The following is a 23,949-nucleotide window of genomic DNA, read 5'->3' as shown; positions in this document are numbered from 1 at the left end:
GCCAAACTAAGCTATATATAAAGGTGCTTTAAATGACTGTAATAAAAACCGATTTTGTCGGTCGGATTTCAAGAATATTTATAGGAATTTTATTGTAATTTCAAAGTTATATAGGAAAATGGGATGCCAAAACATCCCATTTTATGGCAGGACTAATTATTGTTTAACGACTTGGGTTTTTGCCAGTTTATCGTGCACGGTTTGACGTTTTTTCCCTAAACCGAACGCCCAGTCAATGATTGTGCTGAGTGGCATGAAGATAATATTCAGGAAAATAAAGAATACACTGCGAATAGTGAAAGCACGCATTAAGCTGGTTTTTTCACCAGTCTCGGCATCTACGATCTTAATTTTAGTCAGTTTTTTACCGATACTTTGACCTGATTTGGCAATTAAAAAGGCCTGAATAGCGAGCATGATCACCAGGTAAATTGCAGTCGCAATCCAAGCCTGCTGTGAAAACATGTCAAACATCTGAGTCTGTAGTTGCTGTGCCAAGGCAGGGTCAGCATCACTACTTAACATCACATTCATGAACTCCTGATTCAGTTGTGCGAACTGAGTTTCCTGTTCAGGAGTAAAAAATGCGGTCAAAATAAACGTCGCAGTCAGCCATAAAAGCAGATCCACAATCTTGGCTAAAATACGGCTTGGAATACTCGCCAGTTCTTTTTTTGCTGCAACATTTTGAGAGCTGCGGGCACGAAGATGGTCTGTCCTTGACTCATTTGCGTTCTGTGGAGCCTGATAGGCAGGTGTCGCTGGCATTTCTGGTGCTACATAGCCTTCAGGCTGATAGATCAGTTTCCCTTGGGTGAGTTCACCTAAAGCTTTCCATTCGGTCATACCTTGATGCCAAGCCAAATCAGTCAGAAGTACCTGTTGGTTGGCAAGCATCTGATTTAATTGCTCGAGCGTATATGGGCCAGCTTGTTGATTATTTCGTGCCAAGTAAATCTGCATATAAACTGAATCTCAAAAATATAAATTTAGACAAAAATTGAACTAGGAGTTTAAGTATTTTCAGGCTGAAAACAAATAAAAGAATATAAATGTAATATATGAATAAGTTTAGGATTTTCAAGAATGTTCATCACCAAATTCCTCCATAATTGAGACAGTGTAGCAAGGATTGATGATTTTGCTATCAAGATGTGAAAATTCACTTAAATTTAATTATGCAATTTTTTATCATGCTGTTTGTTGGTGTTTGTTTGTCATTACACTAAGAAGCTTATGCTTATATAAATAATTTGATTTCTGTTAAATCAAAAAACATATGATTAATCACTTAACTATAAATATAATTAAGATAATAGACCTCTTGCGTTAGTCAAAATTTAATCAGTGATAAACGTTGATTTTTAAATAAATATCAAAGTCTAAAATAGTCAAAAATAATACTTTCGCAAGAGGTCTAATATCTAGGTAATATTGAGAACATAAAAAAAGACCCTATGAAAGGGTCTTTTTTTAAAGAGTTAATTAAGCTTTTTGAGCTTTCTCTTCAGACAGGAAGAACCAGGTATCCAATACTGAGTCTGGGTTAAGAGATACAGATTCAATACCTTGTTCCATCAGCCATTGTGCAAGATCTGGGTGGTCAGAAGGACCTTGGCCACAGATACCTACATATTTACCGGCTTTACGGCAAGCATGGATGGCCATAGAAAGAAGCGCTTTTACTGCTGGATCACGTTCATCAAACAGGTGAGAAACAATACCAGAGTCACGGTCCAGACCAAGTGTTAACTGAGTCAAGTCATTTGAACCGATAGAGAAACCATCGAAGTGTTCAAGGAACTGTTCAGCTAACAAAGCGTTAGTTGGCAATTCACACATCATGATCACTTTAAGACCATTTTCACCACGTTTCAGACCGTTTTGACCTAATAGCTCAATAACACGTTTAGCTTCAGCAACAGTACGTACAAACGGGATCATGATTTGAACGTTAGTCAGACCCATTTCGTCACGAACTTTTTTCAGTGCGCGGCATTCAAGTTCGAAGCAGTCACGGAAGTTGTCAGATACATAACGGCTTGCACCACGGAAACCCAACATTGGGTTTTCTTCTTCAGGTTCGTACAGTTTACCGCCGATCAGGTTAGCGTATTCGTTTGACTTGAAGTCAGACATACGTACGATCACTGGTTTGTCAGCGAACGCAGCAGCAAGAGTAGAGATACCTTCAACCAGTTTTTCTACATAGAATTCGATTGGAGATGCATAACCTGCAGTACGAGCAAGTACAGCAGCACGAGTTTCACGTGGCAGACTATCGATGTTCAATAATGCTTTAGGATGCACACCGATCATACGGTTGATGATGAACTCTAGACGAGCAAGACCAATACCTCCGTTCGGAATTTGCGCGAAGTCAAATGCACGATCCGGGTTACCTACGTTCATCATGATTTTGAACGGAAGTTTTGGCATAGATTCGATAGAGTTGGTTTGGATTTCGAAATCCAATGCACCTTCGTAGATGAAACCAGTATCACCTTCAGCACAAGATACAGTTACTTCTTGACCGTCTACCAGCACTTCAGTTGCATTGCCACAACCTACGATAGCTGGAACCCCAAGTTCACGTGCGATGATCGCAGCGTGACAAGTACGACCACCACGGTTAGTTACAATCGCAGCAGCACGTTTCATCACTGGTTCCCAATCCGGGTCAGTCATGTCAGATACAAGTACGTCACCGTCTTGTACTTTGTCCATTTCTTTAATTGAAGTTACGATGCGGACTTTACCAGAACCGATACGTTGACCGATTGAACGGCCTTCACAGATTACAGTACCACGTTGCTTTAACAGGTAGCGTTCCATCGTGCCGACATTTTCACGGCTCTTCACAGTTTCAGGGCGCGCCTGAACGATGTAGATTTTGCCGTCATCACCGTCTTTCGCCCACTCGATGTCCATTGGAGAACCGTAGTGGTTTTCAATGATCAATGCTTGTTTAGCCAATTCTTGCAGTTCGTGATCATTCAATGCAAATTGTTGACGATCTGCTTTCTCTACATCCACCACAACAACTGATTTACCTGCAGCTGCTTCTTCACCATAAATCATTTTCTGGTGTTTAGAACCTAAGTTGCGGCGCAGTACAGCATGTTTGCCTGCGTTTAGAAGCGGTTTTGAAATATAGAATTCATCCGGGTTTACTGCACCTTGAACCACCATTTCACCCAAGCCATAAGAAGCTGTAATGAATACTGCATCACGGAAGCCTGATTCAGTATCTAAAGTGAACATTACACCAGCAGCACCAGTTTCTGAGCGAACCATACGTTGTACGCCAGCAGAAAGAGCAACCACGTCATGCGCAAAGTTTTGGTGTACACGGTAAGAGATCGCGCGGTCGTTATACAAAGATGCAAACACTTCTTTGATCGCGATCAGAACGTTGTCGATACCACGAATATTCAGGAAGGTTTCTTGCTGACCTGCGAAAGAAGCATCAGGTAAGTCTTCTGCAGTCGCAGATGAACGAACGGCAACCGCGATATCAGGGTTGCCGTTTGAAAGTTCTGCAAAAGCTGCACGAATTTCCTTTTCCAGTTCAGCAGTAAGTGGAGTTTCCACAATCCATTGACGAATCTTTGCACCAGTTTCAGCAAGTGCATTGACGTCATCAACGTTTAGTGCAGCAAGCTCTGCATTGATTTTAGCGTTTAGGCCACTTTGCTCGAGAAATTCACGATAAGCAGCAGCTGTTGTTGCGAAGCCACCTGGTACTGATACACCAGCATTAGATAAGTGGCTGATCATTTCGCCCAGAGATGAGTTTTTCCCACCTACAAGCTCAACATCGTGCTTCCCTAATTTTTCTAGACCAATTACGCGCGCTTCCAAAGTTGTTACTCCACTTTTGCAGTATTAATCACTATCTTGGCATGAGAGTATAGCAAATCTTCTAGGTTTTTGATTTTACTAAGCGACAGTCATGTAAGATCGGTTTACTATAAAGATTATATAGTACTAAGACAAATGTTTGAGGAGAATTTTAATGTCAGAAGGTAAACAAATTCAGCGGAGTGTGTTTTTTATTTCCGATGGTACTGCCATTACTGCTGAAACCCTTGGCCACTCGCTGTTAGCGCAGTTTCCGCATGTGGATTTTGACATTCATATTATCCCTTATATTAGCTCTGAAGAAGCGGCCATGAATGTGGTCACAGAGATCAATGAACGTGCCCAAAAAGATGGTCAAAAACCTTTGGTTTTCGATACGTTGGTGGATCCCTATGTACGAGACATTATTAATACTGCAAATGCAGTAAATCTTGATGTTTTTGAAGGGCTTATAAGCAAATTATCAGAAGAGCTTGGTACTGAACCTACGACTTTAGTCGGTCAGACCCATGCGGTGACCGATTCCGAGTCCTATAAGGCGCGTATTGATGCCGTACATTTTGCGCTCGACAATGATGATGGTGCGCGTACGCGTCACTATGATAAGGCTGATCTGATCCTGATTGGCGTATCGCGTTCCGGTAAAACTCCGACCTCAATTTATTTATCTTTACAATTTGGAATTCGTGTAGCGAACTATCCGCTAACTGAAGAAGATCTGGACGATAACCGCCTGCCAGCAGTGCTAAGACCGCATAAAAACAAGCTTTTTGGCCTGATGATTGATGCAGAGCGTCTGGTTGCAATACGTACGGAACGTAAGGCCAACAGCCGTTATGCCAGCTTTAGCCAGTGCCAGATGGAACTGCGTGCAATTGAAGGTATCTATATTTCGGAAGGGATCAAGTACCTGAATGTCTCGGAAATGTCGATTGAAGAAATTTCAACTCGTGTCTTACAAATGACAGGACTAAAACGTCGAATTGGCTAAAAAGAATTCAGAGCCAGACTTTGGTTGGCTCTGATTTATAGATAAAAATTAATAAAAAATACTACTAGGACTTACGCATTGACGGATTCAAAAAAGTATTAAAATGCTTTATAAAGTATCTGTGATCAGACGAATTAAACATGCTTCTACAGCAACTTGTACATTACCCATTTATATGGGCTTTCTCATGACAGAACCGAACTCTATTAGCTGCACACAACTTGCCGAGACTTATAATATCTCGCATGATAGTGTAAATCGCTTTCTAGAGCGTGAAGACTACACACCTCACGACCTATATCAAGAATCAATTCAACATATTGATAATAATAAACTTATAGTCAGTATTGATGATACTGTTTTAGATAAACCATATAGTCAACATATGGACTTGGTTAGCTATTTTTGGTCAGGCAAACACCACCGATCCGTCAAGGGTATTAATCTCATTACCTTGTATGCGACAGATCAAAATGGTCAAAATATTCCAATTAATTTCCGAATTTATGACAAATCTGAAAGTAAAACCAAGAATGATTACTTTATGGATATGTTAAGTGAAGTACTCAATTGGGGTGCAAAGATTCAATTTATTACAGGTGATAGTTGGTATTCATCGACTGGAAATCTAAAAACCATAAGAAAATATGGTATTCGATTTATGTTTGGTATCGACTGTAACCGTAAGGTTTCCCCAGAAAAAGGACAATGGTTTCAACTGCGTTTATTGCCAGATTTCCATCAGGGTCAAGTGGTCTGGCTCAAAGATTTTGGCTTTGTACAATTATTTAAGACTCAGTTAAAAGAACAGCAGAGGTTTTATATTGTGCATCAAGATGAAGATGATTTATTGTCCTTTGAAGGTTTTCATGAATTACATTCAAGTCATTGGAAAATAGAGCAATATCACCGGGTGATTAAACAGGTTTGTCATATTGAAAAGTTTCAAGTAAGACGATCTAAACTGATTTTGAATCATATTTTTTCAGCCTTGATGGCCTACGTTGAGATACAAAAGAACCAGTTTGAGCGGATCTTTGAAAATATATATCGTTGGCAGAAGAAATTATTTAGACCAATTATCAAAAACTTCATTGATGACTTTATTCTCGATAAAAATCATCTGCTACCACAGAGAATCTATAAATAATAGTGCGTAAGTCCTAACTACTTTCATAGAAATAAAATATGAATAGTATAAGTGATTGAAATATTCATTATTTTAATAAAAAATGCAGTAGTTGGTTTTTAAGCTTATTTGCTCTTCAATGAGCTAAACAATTCAATCTTTCAGCGTCAAATTTTCCCAAATACACTGCGAATTTTTAATCTTATGAGCTAAAAATAGATTAATTTTCTGATTGAAAAGTATACACAATTAGCTCAACCTGATGTTCATCTCCATTAATACAATGAATACTATTTTCAGAAATTTTTGCAATAGGCCAGGTAATCAGTTGGCAATTTTCACGTTGCAGAGCAGCATAATAGTGGTCTGATTTAAGATAAACTTTGGATGCAGCTGCAAGATTTGGCATGAGTTGACGTCTTAACCATAAATTCTGCACCTGATTTTCCAGATAACGTAATGACAAAATGCTTTTAATCCGGTTATTAAACAGGCGTCGATTTTTAATGATCAAGGGATGATTCAGAAGGCGCTGCAAACCACGTTCAGTACCTGGCAATACAAATTGTGGATTAATCTGAAAAACTTTTACTGAGCGAGCTTGCTGGCTAATCTTGTTGAGCTGGCTTACGGTAAATTGATCTGTACCGATAATCGCAATATCTTTTCCGGCACAGTCAAGTTCAGCGAGCTGGGAAGAGGGTACTTTAATGCCAGTAAAATGCTGAAAATTCTCGGGACGATTCTCAAATATACCCGCGTGTGCATCCTGCTTGGTGGACATTGTTTTTCCTTAAAATTATTTAATAATTGGTCTTATTTGCTTTGTTATAGATATTAACAAAAGCCCTAGAGCGGTAAAGTTCAAAATTTAACTTAGACAGTCATTCTTTTTTCTATTGTATTTTTAATGGGAGATAGATGTAGTAAAGAGCAGGAGATCTATCTTAGATATGAATTTATCCATTTGGAAACTTAAGATTTTCAAATAAAGTTTTAAAAAAATATACCCATTCCGAAGAATAGGTATATAGATAAGAATAAATTAGGCAAAGCAAGACAGCATTATTGCCCGTTTTTGATCTGCATCAGCAATTCAAAATTATGCAAACGTTTCTCTGTGTCATAGATATCACAGGTGAAGATAAACTCATCTACATCATATTTTGCTAGGAGTGCTTCCAGACCGGCTTTAACAGTTTCTTTAGAACCCACCTGTGCCATGGCAAAGAAATTATCGACAGACATTTTTTCAGGTGGTGACCAGAGTCCTTCCATAGAATCAATCGGTGCTTTCAATTTCAGGCTTTGACCGCGAATCAGGGCAAGGACACGCTGGTAAGCACTTGTTGCCAGATATTCAGCTTCTTCATCTGTATCTGCCACACAAGTTGGTACGCCCATAGAAACATAAGGACGATCCAGATATTCAGACGGTTCGAAATTGTCCCGATACAGCTGAATCGCTTGACCAAGCATACGCGGAGCAAAGTGAGAGGCAAAAGAATAAGGTAGACCAAGTTTTGCTGCCAGTTGTGCGCTAAACAGGCTCGAACCTAATAACCACACAGGTACGTGTGTGCTTTGGCCTGGAGTTGCCACAATGCGTTGGCCTGGAATCGGATCTTTAAAGTATTGCAGAATTTCTAAAACATCCTGCGGGAACTGATCTTCAGTTTCCTGCCGGCCACGACGTAAAGCACGCATGGTCACTTGATCGGTACCCGGAGCACGGCCCAACCCCAGTTCAATACGATCTGGATATAAAGTCGCTAATGTACCGAATTGCTCTGCTACTACAAGGGGCGCATGGTTTGGCAGCATAATGCCACCAGAGCCAAGTTTGATGCTATTGGTATTCGCCAGTAAATAGCCTAACAGAACGGCGGTCGCTGAGCTGGCAATACCATCCATATTATGATGCTCGGCCAGCCACATCCGGCTATAACCTAGACGTTCTGCAGTCTGAGCCAGTTCCAGCGCATGTTGCAGGGAGAATTGAATGGTCTTATCGTCACGAACTGGAACCAGTTCGAGAATAGAGAACTGGGTATCGGTAAGCGTACGCATAATATTACTCTTGAATAAACATGACTAAGAGCATACGACTTTGCATTGTATTTGTATATCGAAAAAAATCGATATATATGTAAATCGAAATAACAGACAAAAAAATAAGCATCCGAAGATGCTTATTCAAGGAGGAAAAGTAATTAGAGGAAATCTTAGCGACGGTGGTTATAACGGTAATTGCTAGTACGATAGTTTTTTGAACTATAGCGACGGTCATAACGGTCATCATAACGACGGTCTTCGCTGACTTTTTTACCAAGGGCAGAACCACCTGCAGAACCTAATGCAGCACCAATTAAGCCGCCATTAGAACCCGCCATATTTTTACCTACGGCATAACCGGCACCACCACCTAAAGCACCACCGATAATCGCGCCACTACGGTCACGTTTATTCGCTGCTACTGCGGCACCAGCACCACCGCCAATCGCAGAACCGATTGTTGCGCCAGTTGTACCACCCATTTTATTGCCCACTGCGGCACCAACGACACCACCCAAAGCAGAAGCTAAAGCCGTATTCGTTGTATTTCCGGCATTGGCGGCTGTCATACCCATGGCTGAGGTTGCTACGACAGCGATCATTAGAGATTTGTAATTCATGAGTACACCTTTTATATATCTAGCTGTATTTGTTGATGAGATAAATTTAATCTAGCAACCGTCAAATAGCATGGAGGCAGTGTTGGCGAATTGTGATTTTTATCTCCTTAATTTATTCATGATCTTGTTCAAATAAGTTGATGTATTACATTAATTTGGATGTGTTAAATGTACAATAAAAAAAGCACCCAAACAGGTGCTTTTAATGTTAAATGTAGCGTCGAATTTAAAGAGCCTGAGGGCAGGAAATTAACGGTGACGTTTTTTCCAGTGTTTAGCACGATTCGCTTTGGCACGATCGGCTGCTTTATCTTTAGAAATTTTATTACCTAATGCTGCACCACCCGCAGCACCAAGTGCTGAACCGATATAGCCGCCATTAGAACCGCCCATGTTTTTACCTACCGTATAACCAGCACCGCCACCTAAAGCACCACCAATGGCAGATTCAGTACGGTTTTTCTTGTTACTTGCAACAGCAGCACCACCTGCACCACCTAAAGCGGCACCAATTGTTGCGCCGGTGTTGCCCCCCATGTTTTTGCCCAGTGCAGTACCAGCAACGCTACCTAAAGCACTTGCTGCTGCCACACGTGCAGTACTGTCTGCATGCGCACTCACTGTCATCATTGAGCCTGCAGCCATTGCAGCGCTCAGTAAAATTGCATTGAGTTTCATGTTGTAACTCCGTGTCCCTGATAGGACTTTCATATGTTAGTGTGTTTCGACGCAGAAAATGTAACAAATTATGCCCAAAAGAATGTGAAGATCTACCTCCATATTTAATGTGTTTATTTGCCAATTTGTAAAATGAGAAATAAATAAGGATCGATTTGAGCAGAAAAAATCCAAAACTGAAGATTTTATTTATATTTGTTAACAAACAGCGGTGACATCGCTGCATCTAAGCACTGACTTACTGAATAATGATGTTCATTGACCCAGAGAATCGTTAAACTAGGCGCAATTTTTTGATTTCGCTGTGCTAAATCACTGTTTAGTCACAGCCTTATGTTTGAGATTTTTTAGAAAATGAAAGAATCGTTACGTTTACGATTAGACCAACTCTCTGACCGTCATGAAGAATTGACTGCGTTATTGGCAGATGTCGAAGTGATTTCGGACAACAAGCGTTTTCGCCAGTTATCACGTGAGCATAATGATTTAACCGAGATTACCAGCGTTTGGACCAAGTACAAACAGGCTGAAGAAGATATTGAAACAGCGCAAGCCATGCTGTCTGATCCTGACTTTAAGGAAATGGCGCAGGAAGAGATCAAGGAAAATAAAGCTCTGATCGAACAGCTTGAAGCTGAACTAAATATCCTGATGATCCCAAAAGATCCGAATGATGCTAACTCTGCTTATTTGGAAATCCGTGCCGGAACTGGTGGTGATGAAGCGGCAATCTTCTCAGGTGATTTATTCCGTATGTATAGCAAGTATGCGGAATCTCAAGGCTGGCGTATTGAAATCCTGTCTGAAAATGAAGGTGAGCATGGTGGTTATAAAGAAGTCATCTGCCTGGTGAATGGTGAAGGCGTTTATGGTCGCCTGAAATTTGAAAGTGGGGCGCATCGTGTACAACGTGTACCTGCGACAGAATCGCAAGGTCGTGTACATACCTCAGCGTGTACGGTAGCGATTCTTCCAGAAGTGGATGTAGATACATCAGTCGACATTAATCCGGCTGACTTGCGTATCGACACTTACCGCGCATCAGGTGCCGGTGGTCAGCACATTAACAAAACTGACTCTGCGGTGCGTATTACGCACATTCCAACCGGTACAGTGGTGGAATGTCAGGATGAGCGTTCACAGCATAAAAACAAAGCCAAAGCGATGGCCTTGTTGGTTTCACGTCTGGAAAATGCCAAACGTGCCGCAGCAGATGCAGCGACTTCTGAAATGCGCCGTGACCTAGTCGGTTCGGGTGACCGTTCAGAACGTATTCGTACCTATAACTATCCACAAGGCCGTATGACTGATCACCGTATTAACCTGACTTTATATAAGCTGGATGCTGTAATGGAAGGTGATCTGACTGAGCTATTAGACAGTCTGCATCGTGAATATCAGGCTGATCAGCTGGCCATGCTTGCACAGCAGAATGGTGGCTAATGAACATTCAAGAAGCACTGGCTTTACGTGGTGAACCTGAAAGTTATGAACGTCAGGAAAATGCCTGGTTGTTGGAACACATTACCAAGATTGATTATTTTGATCTGGTAATGAAAAAAGACCAGCAGTTAACACCTGAACAGGAACAGGTCTATGTCGAAGGTCTGGCGAGGATTGCTGCCGGTGAGCCCTTGGCCTATGTCACAGGCTTACAACCATTCTGGACACTGGATCTTAAAGTCACCAAAGATACTTTAGTGCCACGCCCGGATACCGAAGTGCTGGTCGAAACAGTCCTGAAATTAGACTTGCCGGAAGATGCGCGAATTGTTGACTTGGGGACTGGTACAGGCGCCATTGCCTTGTCACTGGCGTCTGAGCGCCCGAACTGGTCTGTAACAGCTTCGGATATTTATGAACCTACACTGGAAGTTGCCAAATATAATGCAGAACAGCATGATTTGGATCAGGTGCAATTTATCCTTGGTTCATGGCTTAAACCATTTGGTCGGCAGTTCTTTGATGCGATTGTATCTAATCCACCGTATATTGATGCAGACGATGAGCATATGCCAGATCTGGCAACTGAGCCGGAACGTGCGCTGGTTTCAGACAAAAATGGTCTGGCTGATATTGAGATGATTATTCAGCAAGCCAAAAAACATCTGACCGTAAATGGCTGGGTTGTGCTTGAGCACGGCTATGATCAGGGCGATGCGGTTCGTCATCTGTTTACTCAAGCTGGTTATAAACAGGTCCGTACAGTAAAAGACTATGGCGGCAATGATCGGGTAACTTTAGGTCAGTGGCCGCATTAATTTTTAAAGCTTGATTTAATAGAAAAGCGGCCTAGATAGGTCGCTTTTCTAATGCTTTTATTAAATAGATCTCTTGCGTTAGTCAAAATTTAATCAGTGATAAACGTTGATTTTTAAATAAATATCAAAGTCTAAAATAGTCAAAAATAATACTTTCGCAAGAGGTCTAATAAATTATGACTTTTTAATCACATCCCGCCAAAGCAATAAGCGATTTTCAAACAACTTCATAATGCTATCGGTGATTTTGCCTAGGACTGCTAACAGGATAATCGCAATAATCACAATATCCGGATGTGAAGTTTCACGACCATCACTGAGCAGATAGTCAATCCCTTAAGTGGCAGCAATCAATTCAGCCGCAATCATAAACATCCAGGACAAACTCAGACTATTCCTTAAGCCAGTCAATATTCCTGGTGAGGCAGCAGGCAATACAATTTGCTGAACTTGTTGCCAGTATTTCAGGCGATAGACTTTTACGACTTCAATCAGCTTACGATCCACACCCTGAATCGCAGCCACAGTATTGGTATAGGTCGGGAAGAAGGCACCAATTGCGATCAAGGTGATTTTAGAAGATTCATCAATCCCTAACCAAAGTAAAAGTAACGGAATCCAGGCTAGACTCGGAATAGATTTAATCGCAGAAAAGGTTGGTTCCAGAAAATCTTCTGCATGTCTGTTTAATCCCACCAGGATCGCAAAGATCAGTCCTAATCCACTACCAATTCCAAAGCCTAAGAAAACTCGCCAGCTACTGGCCCAAATATGTTGCCATAAATCGCCCTCAGCCAGTTCAGTAAAGGACTGAAACAGGCTACTCGGTGCAGGCAATAAATAAGGTTCGATCACGCCATTACGGACCAGTATTTCTACCAATACGATAAAAATAACAGGCAGGGTTAGGGGCTTGATTAGCGAAATGCTGCGTGGTAGCACAGAGGATTTTGGCTGTTCTTCCACGCTCAACTGTTCCGAGATGCTTTTCGGTATAGCCATTACTTAGTTACAACCTTTTTTGCATAGCAGGCATCAAATAATTGAGTTACGACCTGATTGACATTGGTTCCTTTACGAACCAGTTCTTCTTCAGTCAGGATACGACTGGCTTTTTGTAATGCACCCGTATGTTTGGTGGTTGGAATATTCTGATCTAGATTGGTACGGCTGAGTTGAAGTTTAGCGACTTCAATCGGAAGCTTGGCTTCACGTGCCAGAAGTTCAGCCAGCTTGTCGGGATTGGCTTTAGCCCATTTACGTGCCTGTTCATAAGCTTTAATCACCGCTTCAATCGCTTCCGGACTGGATTTGGCAAACTGGTCTTTTACGCTGAGTACGCTATAAGAATTAAAACTGACATTGCGATACAGTAATTTTGCACCTGACTGTGCCTGCGCAGATGCCATTAAAGGATCAAGGCCTGCCCAGCCATCGACCTGTTTGCGCTCTAACGCAGTCTTACCATCCGGATGCTGTAAATGAACGAGCTCTACATCACGTTTGCCCAAACCAATCGTATCTAAGGCTTGTAAAGTAAATAAGAAAGGATCTGTACCTTTAGTGGCAGCAATCTTTTTACCTTTCAGATCTTTCAGTGATTTGATATTCGAATCTTTATTGACGACCAGTGCTGTCCATTCAGGCTGGCTCTGGATATAAACTGTTTTAATCGGGCTACCATTGGCGCGGCTAAGCACTGCCGCTAAACCTGCAGTAGAAGCAAAATCTGTGCTACCGCTATTTAGATATTCGAGTGAGCGGTTACTGCCTTGGCTAAATACCCATTTAATCTTGGTTTTTGGTAAAGCTTTTTCTAGCAGTTTCTGTTCTTTGACCACCAGACTAGTCGGTGCGTAATAGGCATAGTCCAATTTTAATTCAGATGGAATCGCTGCGTTAGCCAAGCCAGTAAAGAGAGAAATAGAAAGACCGAGTAAAGTCAGGCCCGAAGTTGTTAATGTTTTTTTCATGAATATCTCAATCTTGAATTAAATTTTTGGCATTCATAGCGGTAAATCGATAAGCACACAAAAAAGAAAAAGAGATAATCAAATCAAAAAATGAAATAATTAATAGCTTTAAATATAGGTGGTTGTTTTTAATTAAATTTTTTTAATAAAAAATAGAAGGGTTTTGCTTAGATAAAATTTTAAAAATAGTATGGCATAAATTGATAAGCTGTTTTTTTTAATTATTCGTCCTTGCAGTATGAGATTTTATAAATAACGAGTGCCATAAAAAAGCGATGCATCCGCATCGCTTTTTGAGTCACTATTTTATAAATCTGGATAGCTTATATTGGGTAGTCTTGCAGACAGTCATAAACTTCGACTTGATCTAGGCAACCAGTTTCCATTGCCAGGCAAAGAGCCACGACTTTGGCGGTATCAGCAAGATATTGCTCATCTTTCAGTGCAATACCTTGTTGTAATGCAACGATGCGCTCAGCCGGAATTTCAAGCGATTTCGCAGCTTCAATGGCATCAATCTGGTTAAAGAAGTGCACAATAGCATCTTTGAGGGCAGAATCAGACGCATTCAAGATGCCTTGATTCAATTGCTCTGCATTAAGATCGGTCGAAGAAACTAAAGCCTGGGCGAAGTTTTGAACAAGATTTTGTCCAAGAACATCAGTCATCTTTAACATGGAAATACCTTCAACAAGGAAAGAGGAAAAGGGAGTACAGCCAAAAGTGAAACACTAAAGATTGATTGAAAAATAAACTATATTAATAGGAAATGCAAAGCATTATGGATGACCGTTCAGTCCTCTATTTTTGGGCTGTAAGCCTTGAAAAATATAACTGTTGAGAAAATATGGATTTAAATTTATACGCTGAATTTTAATCGTTTTTAAGTCTTATTAAATATAAATTATCTAGTAGTATTTTGTCTATAGGCACCTGGACTAACCCCTGTCCATTTTTTAAAGGCGCGATGAAAAGCACTGACTTCCTGAAAGTTAAGCTGATCACTGATGTCCTGCAAACTTTGATCTGTACGGGTTAACAGCTCAATGGCTGTATCACGACGAATTTCATTTTTGAGCTGTTGATAAGTCACACCTTCATTTTTAAGACGCCGTTGCATGGTGGCTTCAGACATATTCATTTTCAAAGCCAGCTCATTCAGTTCCAGCCATTCAACCGGAGGTACTTTCAAAAGCTGTTTGCGGATCTGTGTACTTAGCGCATAAGGATTTTTAAAGCGAACCAGCAGGTTATGCGGAGTCTGCTGAATAAACTGATACCAGGAGGTCTGATCCTGTTTTACCGGGAGCTGCAAATAGGCGGCATCAAACTGGATATAGTTTTCACTGGCCTGATATTCAATCTGTTCACAAAAACGGACTTTATAATCAAAATCATCGAGTGGCGCGGCACATTTCAGTTGGATCTGATTGAGTAAAATCCGCTGTCCGCTTAACCAGCATAGCAGGGTATGGATCAGCATTAGATAGGTTGCATAACTAAACATGCGCTTGGTCTGTTTCTGGTCATAGATCACGATATAGGCAAAGTTTTCCTCGACCATCAGTGTGCTGTGCAGATCATCCAGAATCAGATTAAAAAATTGCAGGATTTGCTGCAGAGCTTTTTCCAGCGTATCGGTCTGTAACAGCATTTTAGATAGTAATTTGAAACTGCCACGGCGCATTGGATGGCTGTCCATGCCAAAAAATTCGTCATTCATATTATCGGCAAGTACAGTCCATAGCGCGGCATATTGCGCCACTGACACCCGTGCTTTAGCAGAGTGAAGAATCTCTAAAGGAATGGCAGCCTTAGTTAGAATCGCAGCAATATCATAATGCTGTGCTTTGGCATTCAGCAGTGCTTCATGAACCAGATCAATCGAGATGGTTCCCTTACTATATTCCAAGGCTGGTAATTGCATAGCCAGTCAGATATCCCTTTTTTATTGTCAAAATGCCTCAATCAAGATGCAACATTTGGAAATTGTACAGAATAAAATCTCTGTTTACTCTGCCTATTAAGTCGTAGCTTGTCATAAAAATAGGAACAGGACATTAACATGAAAATTCAGGGAAAAGTGATTGTGGTAACTGGTGGTGCATCAGGTCTGGGTGCAGCCACAGCGACTCATCTGGTAGAACAGGGTGCAAAAGTGATTCTGGTCGATATGAACCAGGAACAGGGCAATGCTTTACAACAGCAACTGGGTGAGCAGGCTGAATTTGTTCAACTGGATGTAACGGATGAGCAGACGGTTGAAGCTTTCTTTAATCATGTTGAAAACAAGTATGGCCAACTCAATGGCTTGGTGAACTGTGCTGGTATTGCACCTTCTGCCAAGGTATTGGGCCGTAATGGAATTCATGAACTGGCAATGTTCCAGAAAGTGTTGAATATCAATGTAAGTGGTACATTCAATATGCTGCGTTTTGCGGCGGCTTTAATCGCTAAGTATGAGCTGCAAACCGATGAAGAAGAGCGTGGCGTGATTGTGAATACGGCTTCAGTTGCAGCCTTTGATGGTCAGATTGGTCAGACAGCTTATTCTGCGTCTAAAGGTGCGGTCGTTGCGATGACGCTGCCACTAGCACGTGAGCTGGCGCGTGAAGCGATTCGTGTCATGACCATTGCCCCCGGCATTATGGAAACCCCAATGCTGAAAGGCATGCCGCAAAATGTACAGGATGCTCTGGGACAGATGGTTCCATTTCCACCGCGTCTGGCCAAACCTCAGGAATTTGCCCAGTTAGTGGGTCATATTTTTGAAAATAGCTATCTAAACGGTGAAGTGATTCGTCTAGATGGTGCCATCCGTATGGCTCCAAAATAAGTTCGAGCCAACGAAGCGAAATACAAAAGTCAGAGTAGATAGGTTTATTCACTCTATATAGAAAATTAAAAGATAAGTAAGGGATATACGCAGTGCTTTTAAATGACGAACAGAAAATGATTCAGGGAATGATGCGAAACTATTCGCAACAAAAACTGAAACCCACTGCTGGTTTAAGGGATAAAACGGCACAATTTCCAGCACAGGAATTGAAAGAACTCGGTGAACTCGGTGCACTTGGCATGACCGTGTCTGAACAATGGGGTGGAGCAGGTCTGGACTATGTGTCGTTGGTACTGGCCCTTGAGGAAATCGCGGCTGGAGATGGAGCCATCTCGACCATTGTCAGTGTGCAGAATTCACTACCTTGCGGGATTACCCAGCGTTATGGTACAGAGGAACAAAAGCAGAAATACCTGACTAAACTGGCGACCGGTGAATGGTTAGGGTGTTTCTGCCTGACTGAACCTCAAGCCGGTTCCGATGCCAGCGCACTGGAATGTAAGGCAGAACGAGATAGTGATGAATGGGTATTAAATGGCACCAAGCAGTTTATCACCACCGGTAAGCATGCCCAGATTGCACTGGTATTTGCAGTGACAGATAAATCTGCAGGCAAAAAAGGAATCTCATGTTTCTTGGTACCTACCGATAGTCCAGGATATATCGTCTCGAATCTGGAAGAAAAAATGGGGCAGCATTGTTCCGATACCGCGACCATTATTTTTGATCAATGCCGGATTCCGGCTGAGAACCTGTTAGGTCAAGAAGGTGAAGGCTACAAGATTGCCTTGTCTAATCTGGAATCTGGCCGGATCGGGATTGCGGCACAATCTGTAGGTATGGCACGAGCTGCACTGGATGCTGCCGTTGAATATGCCAATGAACGTAAATCCTTTGGTGTAGAGCTGGTACAGCATCAGGCGGTAGCGTTCCGTCTCGCAGATATGGCCACCCAGATTGAGGCTGCAAGACAACTGGTCTTACATGCAGCAACGCTTAAAGATGCAGGATTACCATGCTTAAAAGAGGCGTCCATGGCTAAACTGTTTGCTTCGACGATTGCAGAGCGAGTCTGCTCGGATGCGATTCAGATTCATGGCGGTTATGGTTATGTCTCAGATTTCCCGGTCGAACGTATTTACCGTGATGTCAGAGTGAGCCAGATTTATGAAGGTGCATCTGATATTCAGCGTCTGGTCATTGCCCGGGAAGTGAGCAAAGTTTAAAAGTCATGAAATAGCCGACTGTTCAAATCTTGCAGCTCATTTGAGGGATATGGGAATTGTGATGGTCTATAAAACATGGTCAATTATTGATTAAGCGAAAAGTGACTCAGCAGAGTGACACCTAACATGTCCTAGCAATAGGGCATGTTATATAAAACCGGCATTGCAATGGAATTCGCAGGCAGTAGACAGAACAACAAATACAACGGACACAGACATAAAGTCTGTTTATAAACGGAATAGAGGTTGTCGTGATGAAGACACTAGAACAAGCGTATCGTGAATTTAATTTTGACACTATGGTTCAACAACATCTGGCAGGAACGCCAGATGCACTCAATGCCTATACAGAATGCTGTGGACGTTTTCTGGGACAAAACCGGATCGCGTTAATCTGGGAAGGTAAAAATGGCAAGACCCAATATTGGACTTTTGAACAATTGGCCGAGGCTTCAGGACAACTGGCTCATTATATGACCTCACTGGGTTTAGAAGCAGGTGACTGTATTGCTGGTTTGCTCCCACGAACCCCAGAATTATTAATTACCATTCTAGCTACCTGGCGTATTGGTGCAATTTATCAGCCTTTATTTACCGCTTTTGAAAGCAAGGCAATCGAGCATCGTATTAATACCGCACATACCCGACTGATTATTACCAACCAGGAACAGCGTGCAAAACTAGATAATCTCGATATTCCACATATTTTAACCGTACATCAAACTCCTGAAAGTACCAATCAGGATGCTGATTTCTGGACAGAGCTCAAGAAATGTTCAACTGAATTTGAGCCGGTTCAAGGTCGTTTTAGTGACATTTTCCTGATGATGTTTACTTCAGGTACAACAGGACTGGCAAAATCAGTGCCTGTTCCGCTTAAAGCTTTACTGGCATTTAAAGGCTATATGCTGCACGCCGTAGATTTACGTGACGAAGATACTTTCTGGAATCTGGCAGATCCGGGTTGGGCTTATGGTCTGTATTATGGGATTGCAGGTCCATTAAGTTTGGGACATAGCATCATTATGGATGAACGTGCTTTTAGCGTAGACAATGCTGTTGAAATCATTAAAAAATATCGGGTAAATAACCTGACCGGTTCTCCAACCGCATTCCGGATGTTCTATGGCTTTAAGGAAAAATTTGATGCTGAGATTAGCTCGTGTTTACGTGTGGTCAGTAGTGCAGGTGAGCCATTAACGCCTGAAGTCATTCAATGGTTTAATCATGAAATGGACGTCAATATCTACGACCAGTATGGACAGACGGAACTGGGAATGGTGATTGCCAATCATCATGCGCTGGAGCATCACAAGAAAATCGGTTCCGCTGGCTTTGCCATTCCAGGACATCGTTTTGCAGTTTTAAATAAAGAGCATGAGGAAGTCGAAAAAGGCGGCATTGGGACCTTGGCTATGGACTGCTCAGCCTCACCTTTGATGTGGTTCGAAGGCTATGGCGGCAATAATCGTAAAGCCTTTGTGGGACAGTACTATTTAACGGGTGATACCGTAAAACTGAATGAGCATGGTGGAATAGATTTCATTGGTCGTGCGGATGATGTCATTACGACTTCGGGTTATCGAGTTGGACCTTTTGATGTAGAAAGTACCTTGCTGGAGTGTGAAGAGGTGTTGGAGTCCGCTGTGGTTGGAAAGCCAGATCCGGAACGTACCGAAATTGTGAAAGCCTTTGTAGTGCTTAAAGCACAATATGACGCTAGTGAAGAACTGATGCTGAAATTGCAAAACTATGTGCGTTCCCGTTTATCTAAACATGCCTATCCGAAAGAGATCGAGTTTGTAAGTGATTTGCCTAAAACCTCTAGCGGTAAAATTCAGCGTAATCTGCTTAAACAGCAGGAAATTGTCAAGATTCAGGGTATTAAACAGGTCAGTTAATATATTCATTTAAATATAGTGAAAAGGTCGCAATTGCGGCCTTTTTTATATGGTTAATTTGTTTATTTTAGAAGTTATGAGAGAATATAATTGTCATTACAATGTAATACTATTCATCTTTTAAATAGAATAAATCAAAAATTTAGCCTCTTATTAAGAGGCTAAATTGAAAGTGGAATTCTTATTTACTTATAGATCAACTTTTTTGTGCTCAGCATCCGGTTCCCCAGCTTCGCCAGTTACGCCACCTTTTAGTGCCTTAAATAGCTGAGTTACTTTATTATCAGTGACATTCCAGTATTCTGCACTTTCAGCTTCAGCAATCAGTACACGTACGCTAGGATCATCTTTACCTTCAAACCAGTTTTCTGCCCATGGATTCCATAATTTTTCAATCAAAATACGGTCAGTACTGATCTGTGCATTTGCGCTGATCGATACATAAATACCATCAGAAGGTTTAGCGAAAGACAGGCCAATCTGAGTGCGACCAGTAGTGGCAGCTTTCACCAGATCATTGGTATCACGCATGATGAAATACAAGTTCTGATCTTCATTCATTTGCTCAGAATTGAGCATGGTCATCGGCTGAGAATGAATTTCCTGACTTTCGGTTACATGGCTGATCATGGTGTAACGCACATCTTTGATTAGTTCCCATAATTTTTCACGATTATTATGCTGATTTTGTTCGTTCATCTATATGCTCCATACTATTTATTGAAAGCGAGGATAATTGCTATTCCTTAAGCAGCTTAATCATATTTGATAATGGATACAGAGGGTCTCACTGAACTGATACATTTTCCTACTGAATTGCAGGCAGCAGCTACAGAAGTGCTAAACAAGCGGAAGACAGTTACAGGGTGATAAAGGAATAGAAGAACGAGATTAGCCAGAAGATGTAATACGTGAATAAATTAAGTGGCATATAGATCAAGTTAAGTGCATTCATAATATGACCATTACATATTTATCAGGACATTATCAGCTTGATACGGAGCATTTAACTGATATGCTATTTGGCGCTAGTATTGCCAAGCCATTTATTGATTTGCTGTTTATGCGCAGAGAAGTTAATTTGCTTGAGATTTATCAACATATTGAAATTTCGGTAAATGCACTTTTTGTGGCACATGCTTCTTAAAAATCTTCGAAACAAGGAACGACGTTGTCTATATCGACTATGGATGCCATATCCCCAGAGTTTGAACTCACCGATGCTGAATTGCATTTATATAGCCGCCAGATTCTCTTGGACGGTTGGGATATTGAAGCCCAAGAAAAATTGAAATTTTCCAATGTCTGTATCGTGGGATGTGGCGGGATTGGTTGTGCCTTGGCAGAACTTCTGGCTAGAGCAGGTGTAGGCAAAATTACTCTGATTGATCCTGATACCATCGAGATGAGTAATCTGCAACGACAACTGGCATTTACGCCAAATGATTTAGGCTTTTATAAGGCAGAAATACTCGCGAAAAGGCTGGCTCAGATTAATCCGAATATTCAGATTGAATATATTAATCAAGCTTTAATGATTGAAAATGCAGAAAGTATTATTGAACATCAAGATCTGGTGCTGGATGGATGTGATCAGTTCGAGACACGTTATCTGGTCAATCAGAGCTGTGTAAAACTGAATATACCTTTAATCAGTGCTTCTGCGATTGGTTTGCAAGGACAACTGTTCATGATGGAAGGGGATTCAGCTTGCTATGCCTGCCTGTTTCCACCTGAACATCAGGCTGATACCAGTTTGCGTTGCGCAGACTCAGGTGTCTTGGCGACTACGCCAAATGTGATGGCGAGTTTGCAAGCTCATCATGCTTTGCTTTATTTAGGCCTGGGTAAAATGCCACTTAGACAGAAACTTCTACTTTGGGATGGTCTGAGTTTTAAACAGCGCATTTTAAGTTTCGAAAAAGATACAGATTGCCCGGTCTGTCAGGCAAGATAGGCCTGCAAAATTTAATTTTTTTGCTACACTGCATGTAATTAATTTTTCCTAAGACATTATGAAAAAAAATATCTGGTTAGATGGAATACGTTCGGTTGCCCGTATGGGTGAAACCGCGGTAGTTGCGGCGAAGGCCGGCATTAAATATGCCACTGAAAAGCCAAGTAATGCCAAACTCATGCGTGAAACATTTGAGTCTTTAGGCTCAACCTATATCAAGCTCGGTCAGTTTATTGCCAGTACGCCGTCGCTGTTTCCACGTGAATATGTGGAAGAGTTTCAGGGTTGTCTGGATCAAACACCGACCTTGCCATTCAGCTATATTCAGGAAGTATTGGCATCAGAGTTTTCTGGTCGCAATCTGGATGAAATCTTTGCCTCAATTGAAGAAGCACCACTGGCTTCGGCTTCCATTGCACAGGTACATGCGGCTAAGCTGGTTTCTGGTGAAGATGTAGTTATTAAAGTACAAAAGCCGGGTGTGGAAACAATTCTATATACCGATTTAAATGTATTGCATTGGGCGACCAAACTGCTGGAAAAAGCAGTGCCGAAAGTAAAATTTGCCTCATTGGCCGATATTGTCGAAGAAATCAAAACCCGAATGGTGCGTGAAGTCGATTTCATCGAGGAAGCACAAAATCTGGATGATTTCGTCAATTATCTGAATATCACCAATAATAAAGCAGCAACTGCTCCTAAGGTTTATCATCAATATTCAACACGTCGTGTACTGACCATGCAACGTTTATATGGCGTGCCACTGACTGATTTTGAAGTGGTGAAAAAGGTCGCTAAAGACCCATCACAGGTTCTCATCACTGCAATGAACACCTGGTTTGGCAGCCTGATGATGTGTAACAGTTTCCATGCTGATTTACATGCGGGTAATCTGATGCTGCTTGAAGATGGTCGTGTGGGCTTTATTGATTTTGGTATTGTCGGCCAGCTTAAACCAGAAGTCTGGACAGCGTGTATGGCCTTTATGGATGCCTTGCAGCATACCAATTATACCCTGATGGCAGAAAACATGCTGAAAATGGGTATGACTGCAGTTGAGATTGATACCAAAGTGCTTGCGGCTGATCTTGAACGTTTATTTAGTGGTGTGATGTTAGCTGATCCTCAGGAATTGCTGACTTCAAGCCCAGCCGATCTTAACGATATCATGATGGATATGGTAGCAGTCGGTGAACGCCATGGTATTCGTTTCCCACGTGACTTTGCCTTATTGTTTAAGCAAATGCTGTATTTTGACCGTTTTATGCGAATTCTGGCGCCGTATACAGACATCTATGCAGATCAGCGTTTGCAGATGGTCCAGACCATGGACCCAAATTTACTGTTAAAGCATTAATTTAATCCCTCCCGACCTCCCTTTAATAAAGGGAGGCTTTCATTACAAAATAATTAGAAGTGATGAAAGTCCATCTTTATTAAAGAGGGATTTAGGGAGATTATTGGTAAATATTAAATTCCGAGTTTTAAAATGGACGCAATTATTATTGAAGGCTTAAAGGTCGATACAGTAGTCGGCTGCTTTACTTGGGAGCGTCAAATCATTCAGCCTTTAATGCTGGATCTCACTATTCGTACCAAATTAGAACAAGCGGCACAGTCAGATGAACTGGAAGATACTTTGAATTATGCCGAAATCTGTGAGATTTCAGCGCGGGTGATTCAGGACGCCCAGCCAAAATTGATCGAACATGCAGCAAAACTGGTACTAGACGCGCTTTTTGCTACCTTTGAAAGTGTAGAATCGATTATGATTACGATCCGTAAGCCTGCCATTATCGCGCAAGCTAATTCTGTAGGGATACGTCTTGAACGCCACCGCAACGATATTCGCCCTAGCACTGGCGAGTAATTGTCATCCACAGCAACATTTTCAGGCTGCCCAGCAGCGGATCAGCGAGTTTGGGAAAGTTTGGTTTTCTCCAATTTACCTCATTCCATGTCGGGATAGTATCGGGGCACATTACTGGAATGCGGCCTGCCTCCTATACAGTGAAGTTCCTGTTCAAGATATGACTAATTTATTAAAGCAAATGGAAACGGATTCGGGGCGGGTTCGGCCATCTCATCAGATCAACCTGGATGTCGACCTGATTGCATGGGGAAATGATTTAAACCAGATGGAATTTAATCCTAAAAAATTACCGCTTGCACTGGATGTTAAAATTCCGATGCATGACATCTGGTCTCATCCTGCATTTGAATATGATCGCCGTCTTCAATATCCACAAGTCAAAATTTAATCTGGATTCGAAATTAAGCTAATGAATTTTTCAGTTTTATGTAAGTAGGGGATCTGTATTTGCCAAAAAACTGTTATTTACTTTTTCTTTTTATAAAAAATAACTAACAACACAATAATTGCGAATAGAATGCCAAGAATAATACCTGTTTCCATAAATTACCTCTAAATAATCATTTTTACTACCAATTTTAA

22 protein-coding genes and 1 pseudogene are annotated in these 23,949 nt (G+C 41.4%); 12 read left to right on the top strand and 11 right to left on the bottom strand.

Annotated features, from left to right (window positions below; all coding sequences use genetic code 11):
* Nucleotides 1-156 precede the first annotated feature (156 nt).
* Both ACWM1W_RS08705 and ppsA read right to left on the bottom strand, forming a co-directional pair.
* Complete coding sequence (locus ACWM1W_RS08705) at nucleotides 157-963, bottom strand: RDD family protein (protein ID WP_375725592.1); 807 nt, start codon at nucleotides 961-963, stop codon at nucleotides 157-159.
* Between the two features lie 522 nt (nucleotides 964-1,485).
* Nucleotides 1,486-3,864, bottom strand: coding sequence for a phosphoenolpyruvate synthase (gene ppsA / locus ACWM1W_RS08700; RefSeq protein WP_375725593.1), 2,379 nt, complete (start codon nucleotides 3,862-3,864; stop codon nucleotides 1,486-1,488).
* A gap of 154 nt (nucleotides 3,865-4,018) precedes the next feature.
* Between ppsA and ppsR the strand changes: the two genes are divergently transcribed.
* Nucleotides 4,019-4,855, top strand: a complete 837-nt coding sequence (gene ppsR, locus ACWM1W_RS08695) for a posphoenolpyruvate synthetase regulatory kinase/phosphorylase PpsR (protein ID WP_004783863.1) — start codon at nucleotides 4,019-4,021, stop codon at nucleotides 4,853-4,855.
* Between the two features lie 121 nt (nucleotides 4,856-4,976).
* Nucleotides 4,977-6,005: an IS701 family transposase gene (locus ACWM1W_RS08690; protein ID WP_079281079.1), complete on the top strand. Its 1,029-nt coding sequence runs from the start codon at nucleotides 4,977-4,979 to the stop codon at nucleotides 6,003-6,005.
* A gap of 199 nt (nucleotides 6,006-6,204) precedes the next feature.
* Here the strand turns inward: ACWM1W_RS08690 and ACWM1W_RS08685 are convergent, their stop codons facing one another.
* The 4 genes from ACWM1W_RS08685 to ACWM1W_RS08670 form a co-directional block, all read right to left on the bottom strand.
* On the bottom strand, nucleotides 6,205-6,768 hold the full coding sequence (locus ACWM1W_RS08685; protein WP_312307874.1) for an NAD(P)/FAD-dependent oxidoreductase: 564 nt from the start codon (nucleotides 6,766-6,768) through the stop codon (nucleotides 6,205-6,207).
* Between the two features lie 281 nt (nucleotides 6,769-7,049).
* Nucleotides 7,050-8,054, bottom strand: coding sequence for an LLM class flavin-dependent oxidoreductase (locus ACWM1W_RS08680; RefSeq protein WP_312307873.1), 1,005 nt, complete (start codon nucleotides 8,052-8,054; stop codon nucleotides 7,050-7,052).
* 155 nt (nucleotides 8,055-8,209) lie between these two features.
* A complete protein-coding gene (locus tag ACWM1W_RS08675; RefSeq protein ID WP_375725594.1) occupies nucleotides 8,210-8,659 on the bottom strand; it encodes a hypothetical protein in 450 nt (149 codons plus the stop codon).
* Between the two features lie 249 nt (nucleotides 8,660-8,908).
* Nucleotides 8,909-9,337 (bottom strand): glycine zipper domain-containing protein, encoded by a 429-nt coding sequence (locus tag ACWM1W_RS08670; RefSeq protein WP_375725595.1) that lies wholly within the window; start codon nucleotides 9,335-9,337, stop codon nucleotides 8,909-8,911.
* Between the two features lie 354 nt (nucleotides 9,338-9,691).
* On the opposite strand from ACWM1W_RS08670, the gene prfA reads away from it, so the two are divergent.
* Nucleotides 9,692-10,780, top strand: a complete 1,089-nt coding sequence (prfA, locus tag ACWM1W_RS08665) for a peptide chain release factor 1 (protein ID WP_034704545.1) — start codon at nucleotides 9,692-9,694, stop codon at nucleotides 10,778-10,780.
* Nucleotides 10,780-11,598 carry a peptide chain release factor N(5)-glutamine methyltransferase gene (gene prmC, locus ACWM1W_RS08660; protein WP_375725596.1) on the top strand — a complete coding sequence of 273 codons (819 nt, stop codon included), beginning with the start codon at nucleotides 10,780-10,782 and terminating at the stop codon, nucleotides 11,596-11,598. The genes prfA and prmC overlap by 1 nt, the downstream gene beginning before the upstream one ends.
* A gap of 174 nt (nucleotides 11,599-11,772) precedes the next feature.
* Here the strand turns inward: prmC and ACWM1W_RS08655 are convergent.
* The 4 genes and pseudogenes from ACWM1W_RS08655 to ACWM1W_RS08640 form a co-directional block, all read right to left on the bottom strand.
* Nucleotides 11,773-12,600, bottom strand: a pseudogene (locus tag ACWM1W_RS08655) (ABC transporter permease).
* On the bottom strand, nucleotides 12,600-13,571 hold the full coding sequence (locus tag ACWM1W_RS08650; protein ID WP_313583326.1) for an aliphatic sulfonate ABC transporter substrate-binding protein: 972 nt from the start codon (nucleotides 13,569-13,571) through the stop codon (nucleotides 12,600-12,602). Before ACWM1W_RS08650 ends, ACWM1W_RS08655 begins: the two are co-directional and overlap by 1 nt.
* A gap of 323 nt (nucleotides 13,572-13,894) precedes the next feature.
* Complete coding sequence (locus ACWM1W_RS08645; RefSeq protein WP_448765321.1) at nucleotides 13,895-14,248, bottom strand: hypothetical protein; 354 nt, start codon at nucleotides 14,246-14,248, stop codon at nucleotides 13,895-13,897.
* Between the two features lie 227 nt (nucleotides 14,249-14,475).
* Nucleotides 14,476-15,498, bottom strand: a complete 1,023-nt coding sequence (locus ACWM1W_RS08640) for an AraC family transcriptional regulator (protein ID WP_375725598.1) — start codon at nucleotides 15,496-15,498, stop codon at nucleotides 14,476-14,478.
* A 138-nt stretch (nucleotides 15,499-15,636) separates the two neighbouring features.
* Here ACWM1W_RS08640 and ACWM1W_RS08635 point away from each other — a divergent pair, with 138 nt between their 5' ends.
* From ACWM1W_RS08635 to ACWM1W_RS08625, 3 genes are all read left to right on the top strand, one after another.
* Nucleotides 15,637-16,407, top strand: a complete 771-nt coding sequence (locus ACWM1W_RS08635; RefSeq protein ID WP_375725599.1) for a 3-hydroxyacyl-CoA dehydrogenase — start codon at nucleotides 15,637-15,639, stop codon at nucleotides 16,405-16,407.
* Nucleotides 16,408-16,499: 92 nt separating this feature from the next.
* A complete protein-coding gene (locus ACWM1W_RS08630) occupies nucleotides 16,500-17,636 on the top strand; it encodes an acyl-CoA dehydrogenase family protein (protein ID WP_313399928.1) in 1,137 nt (378 codons plus the stop codon).
* Nucleotides 17,637-17,890: 254 nt separating this feature from the next.
* A complete protein-coding gene (locus ACWM1W_RS08625; protein ID WP_375725600.1) occupies nucleotides 17,891-19,537 on the top strand; it encodes an AMP-binding protein in 1,647 nt (548 codons plus the stop codon).
* 189 nt (nucleotides 19,538-19,726) lie between these two features.
* On the opposite strand, the gene ACWM1W_RS08620 is transcribed toward ACWM1W_RS08625, so the two are convergent.
* Entirely contained in the window at nucleotides 19,727-20,236 is a 510-nt protein-coding gene (locus tag ACWM1W_RS08620) for a pyridoxamine 5'-phosphate oxidase family protein (protein ID WP_034704527.1), read from the bottom strand.
* A gap of 259 nt (nucleotides 20,237-20,495) precedes the next feature.
* Here ACWM1W_RS08620 and ACWM1W_RS08615 point away from each other — a divergent pair, with 259 nt between their 5' ends.
* The 5 genes from ACWM1W_RS08615 (at nucleotide 20,496) to ACWM1W_RS08595 (ending at nucleotide 23,755) form a co-directional block, all read left to right on the top strand.
* Complete coding sequence (locus ACWM1W_RS08615) at nucleotides 20,496-20,684, top strand: hypothetical protein (protein ID WP_005235980.1); 189 nt, start codon at nucleotides 20,496-20,498, stop codon at nucleotides 20,682-20,684.
* 39 nt (nucleotides 20,685-20,723) lie between these two features.
* Complete coding sequence (locus ACWM1W_RS08610) at nucleotides 20,724-21,494, top strand: HesA/MoeB/ThiF family protein (RefSeq protein WP_214002305.1); 771 nt, start codon at nucleotides 20,724-20,726, stop codon at nucleotides 21,492-21,494.
* A 58-nt stretch (nucleotides 21,495-21,552) separates the two neighbouring features.
* Nucleotides 21,553-22,851 carry an ABC1 kinase family protein gene (locus ACWM1W_RS08605; protein WP_005235976.1) on the top strand — a complete coding sequence of 433 codons (1,299 nt, stop codon included), beginning with the start codon at nucleotides 21,553-21,555 and terminating at the stop codon, nucleotides 22,849-22,851.
* A 132-nt stretch (nucleotides 22,852-22,983) separates the two neighbouring features.
* Nucleotides 22,984-23,364, top strand: coding sequence for a dihydroneopterin aldolase (gene folB, locus ACWM1W_RS08600; RefSeq protein ID WP_034171633.1), 381 nt, complete (start codon nucleotides 22,984-22,986; stop codon nucleotides 23,362-23,364).
* Nucleotides 23,321-23,755: a 2-amino-4-hydroxy-6-hydroxymethyldihydropteridine diphosphokinase gene (locus tag ACWM1W_RS08595; protein ID WP_461603200.1), complete on the top strand. Its 435-nt coding sequence runs from the start codon at nucleotides 23,321-23,323 to the stop codon at nucleotides 23,753-23,755. The genes folB and ACWM1W_RS08595 overlap by 44 nt, the downstream gene beginning before the upstream one ends.
* The last annotated feature ends 194 nt before the right edge of the window (nucleotides 23,756-23,949 follow it).

Source organism: Acinetobacter sp. TW_SC_4 (assembly GCF_054861205.1).
This window is presented reverse-complemented; position numbering and strand designations above follow the sequence as displayed.

What these genes read in the sequence shown, in the direction of transcription:
- ACWM1W_RS08605 (WP_005235976.1), top strand. Translation starts at nt 21,553, where the DNA reads ATGAAAAAAAATATCTGGTTAGATGGAATACGTTCGGTTGCCCGTATG.
- ACWM1W_RS08625 (WP_375725600.1), top strand. Translation starts at nt 17,891, where the DNA reads ATGAAGACACTAGAACAAGCGTATCGTGAATTTAATTTTGACACTATG.
- ACWM1W_RS08615 (WP_005235980.1), top strand. Translation starts at nt 20,496, where the DNA reads ATGACCATTACATATTTATCAGGACATTATCAGCTTGATACGGAGCAT.
- ACWM1W_RS08645 (WP_448765321.1), bottom strand. Translation starts at nt 14,248, where the DNA reads ATGTTAAAGATGACTGATGTTCTTGGACAAAATCTTGTTCAAAACTTC.
- ACWM1W_RS08675 (WP_375725594.1), bottom strand. Translation starts at nt 8,659, where the DNA reads ATGAATTACAAATCTCTAATGATCGCTGTCGTAGCAACCTCAGCCATG.
- ACWM1W_RS08620 (WP_034704527.1), bottom strand. Translation starts at nt 20,236, where the DNA reads ATGAACGAACAAAATCAGCATAATAATCGTGAAAAATTATGGGAACTA.
- ACWM1W_RS08610 (WP_214002305.1), top strand. Translation starts at nt 20,724, where the DNA reads ATGGATGCCATATCCCCAGAGTTTGAACTCACCGATGCTGAATTGCAT.
- ppsR (WP_004783863.1), top strand. Translation starts at nt 4,019, where the DNA reads ATGTCAGAAGGTAAACAAATTCAGCGGAGTGTGTTTTTTATTTCCGAT.
- prmC (WP_375725596.1), top strand. Translation starts at nt 10,780, where the DNA reads ATGAACATTCAAGAAGCACTGGCTTTACGTGGTGAACCTGAAAGTTAT.
- ACWM1W_RS08670 (WP_375725595.1), bottom strand. Translation starts at nt 9,337, where the DNA reads ATGAAACTCAATGCAATTTTACTGAGCGCTGCAATGGCTGCAGGCTCA.
- ACWM1W_RS08680 (WP_312307873.1), bottom strand. Translation starts at nt 8,054, where the DNA reads ATGCGTACGCTTACCGATACCCAGTTCTCTATTCTCGAACTGGTTCCA.
- ACWM1W_RS08705 (WP_375725592.1), bottom strand. Translation starts at nt 963, where the DNA reads ATGCAGATTTACTTGGCACGAAATAATCAACAAGCTGGCCCATATACG.
- folB (WP_034171633.1), top strand. Translation starts at nt 22,984, where the DNA reads ATGGACGCAATTATTATTGAAGGCTTAAAGGTCGATACAGTAGTCGGC.
- ACWM1W_RS08635 (WP_375725599.1), top strand. Translation starts at nt 15,637, where the DNA reads ATGAAAATTCAGGGAAAAGTGATTGTGGTAACTGGTGGTGCATCAGGT.
- ACWM1W_RS08640 (WP_375725598.1), bottom strand. Translation starts at nt 15,498, where the DNA reads ATGCAATTACCAGCCTTGGAATATAGTAAGGGAACCATCTCGATTGAT.
- ACWM1W_RS08650 (WP_313583326.1), bottom strand. Translation starts at nt 13,571, where the DNA reads ATGAAAAAAACATTAACAACTTCGGGCCTGACTTTACTCGGTCTTTCT.
- prfA (WP_034704545.1), top strand. Translation starts at nt 9,692, where the DNA reads ATGAAAGAATCGTTACGTTTACGATTAGACCAACTCTCTGACCGTCAT.
- ACWM1W_RS08685 (WP_312307874.1), bottom strand. Translation starts at nt 6,768, where the DNA reads ATGTCCACCAAGCAGGATGCACACGCGGGTATATTTGAGAATCGTCCC.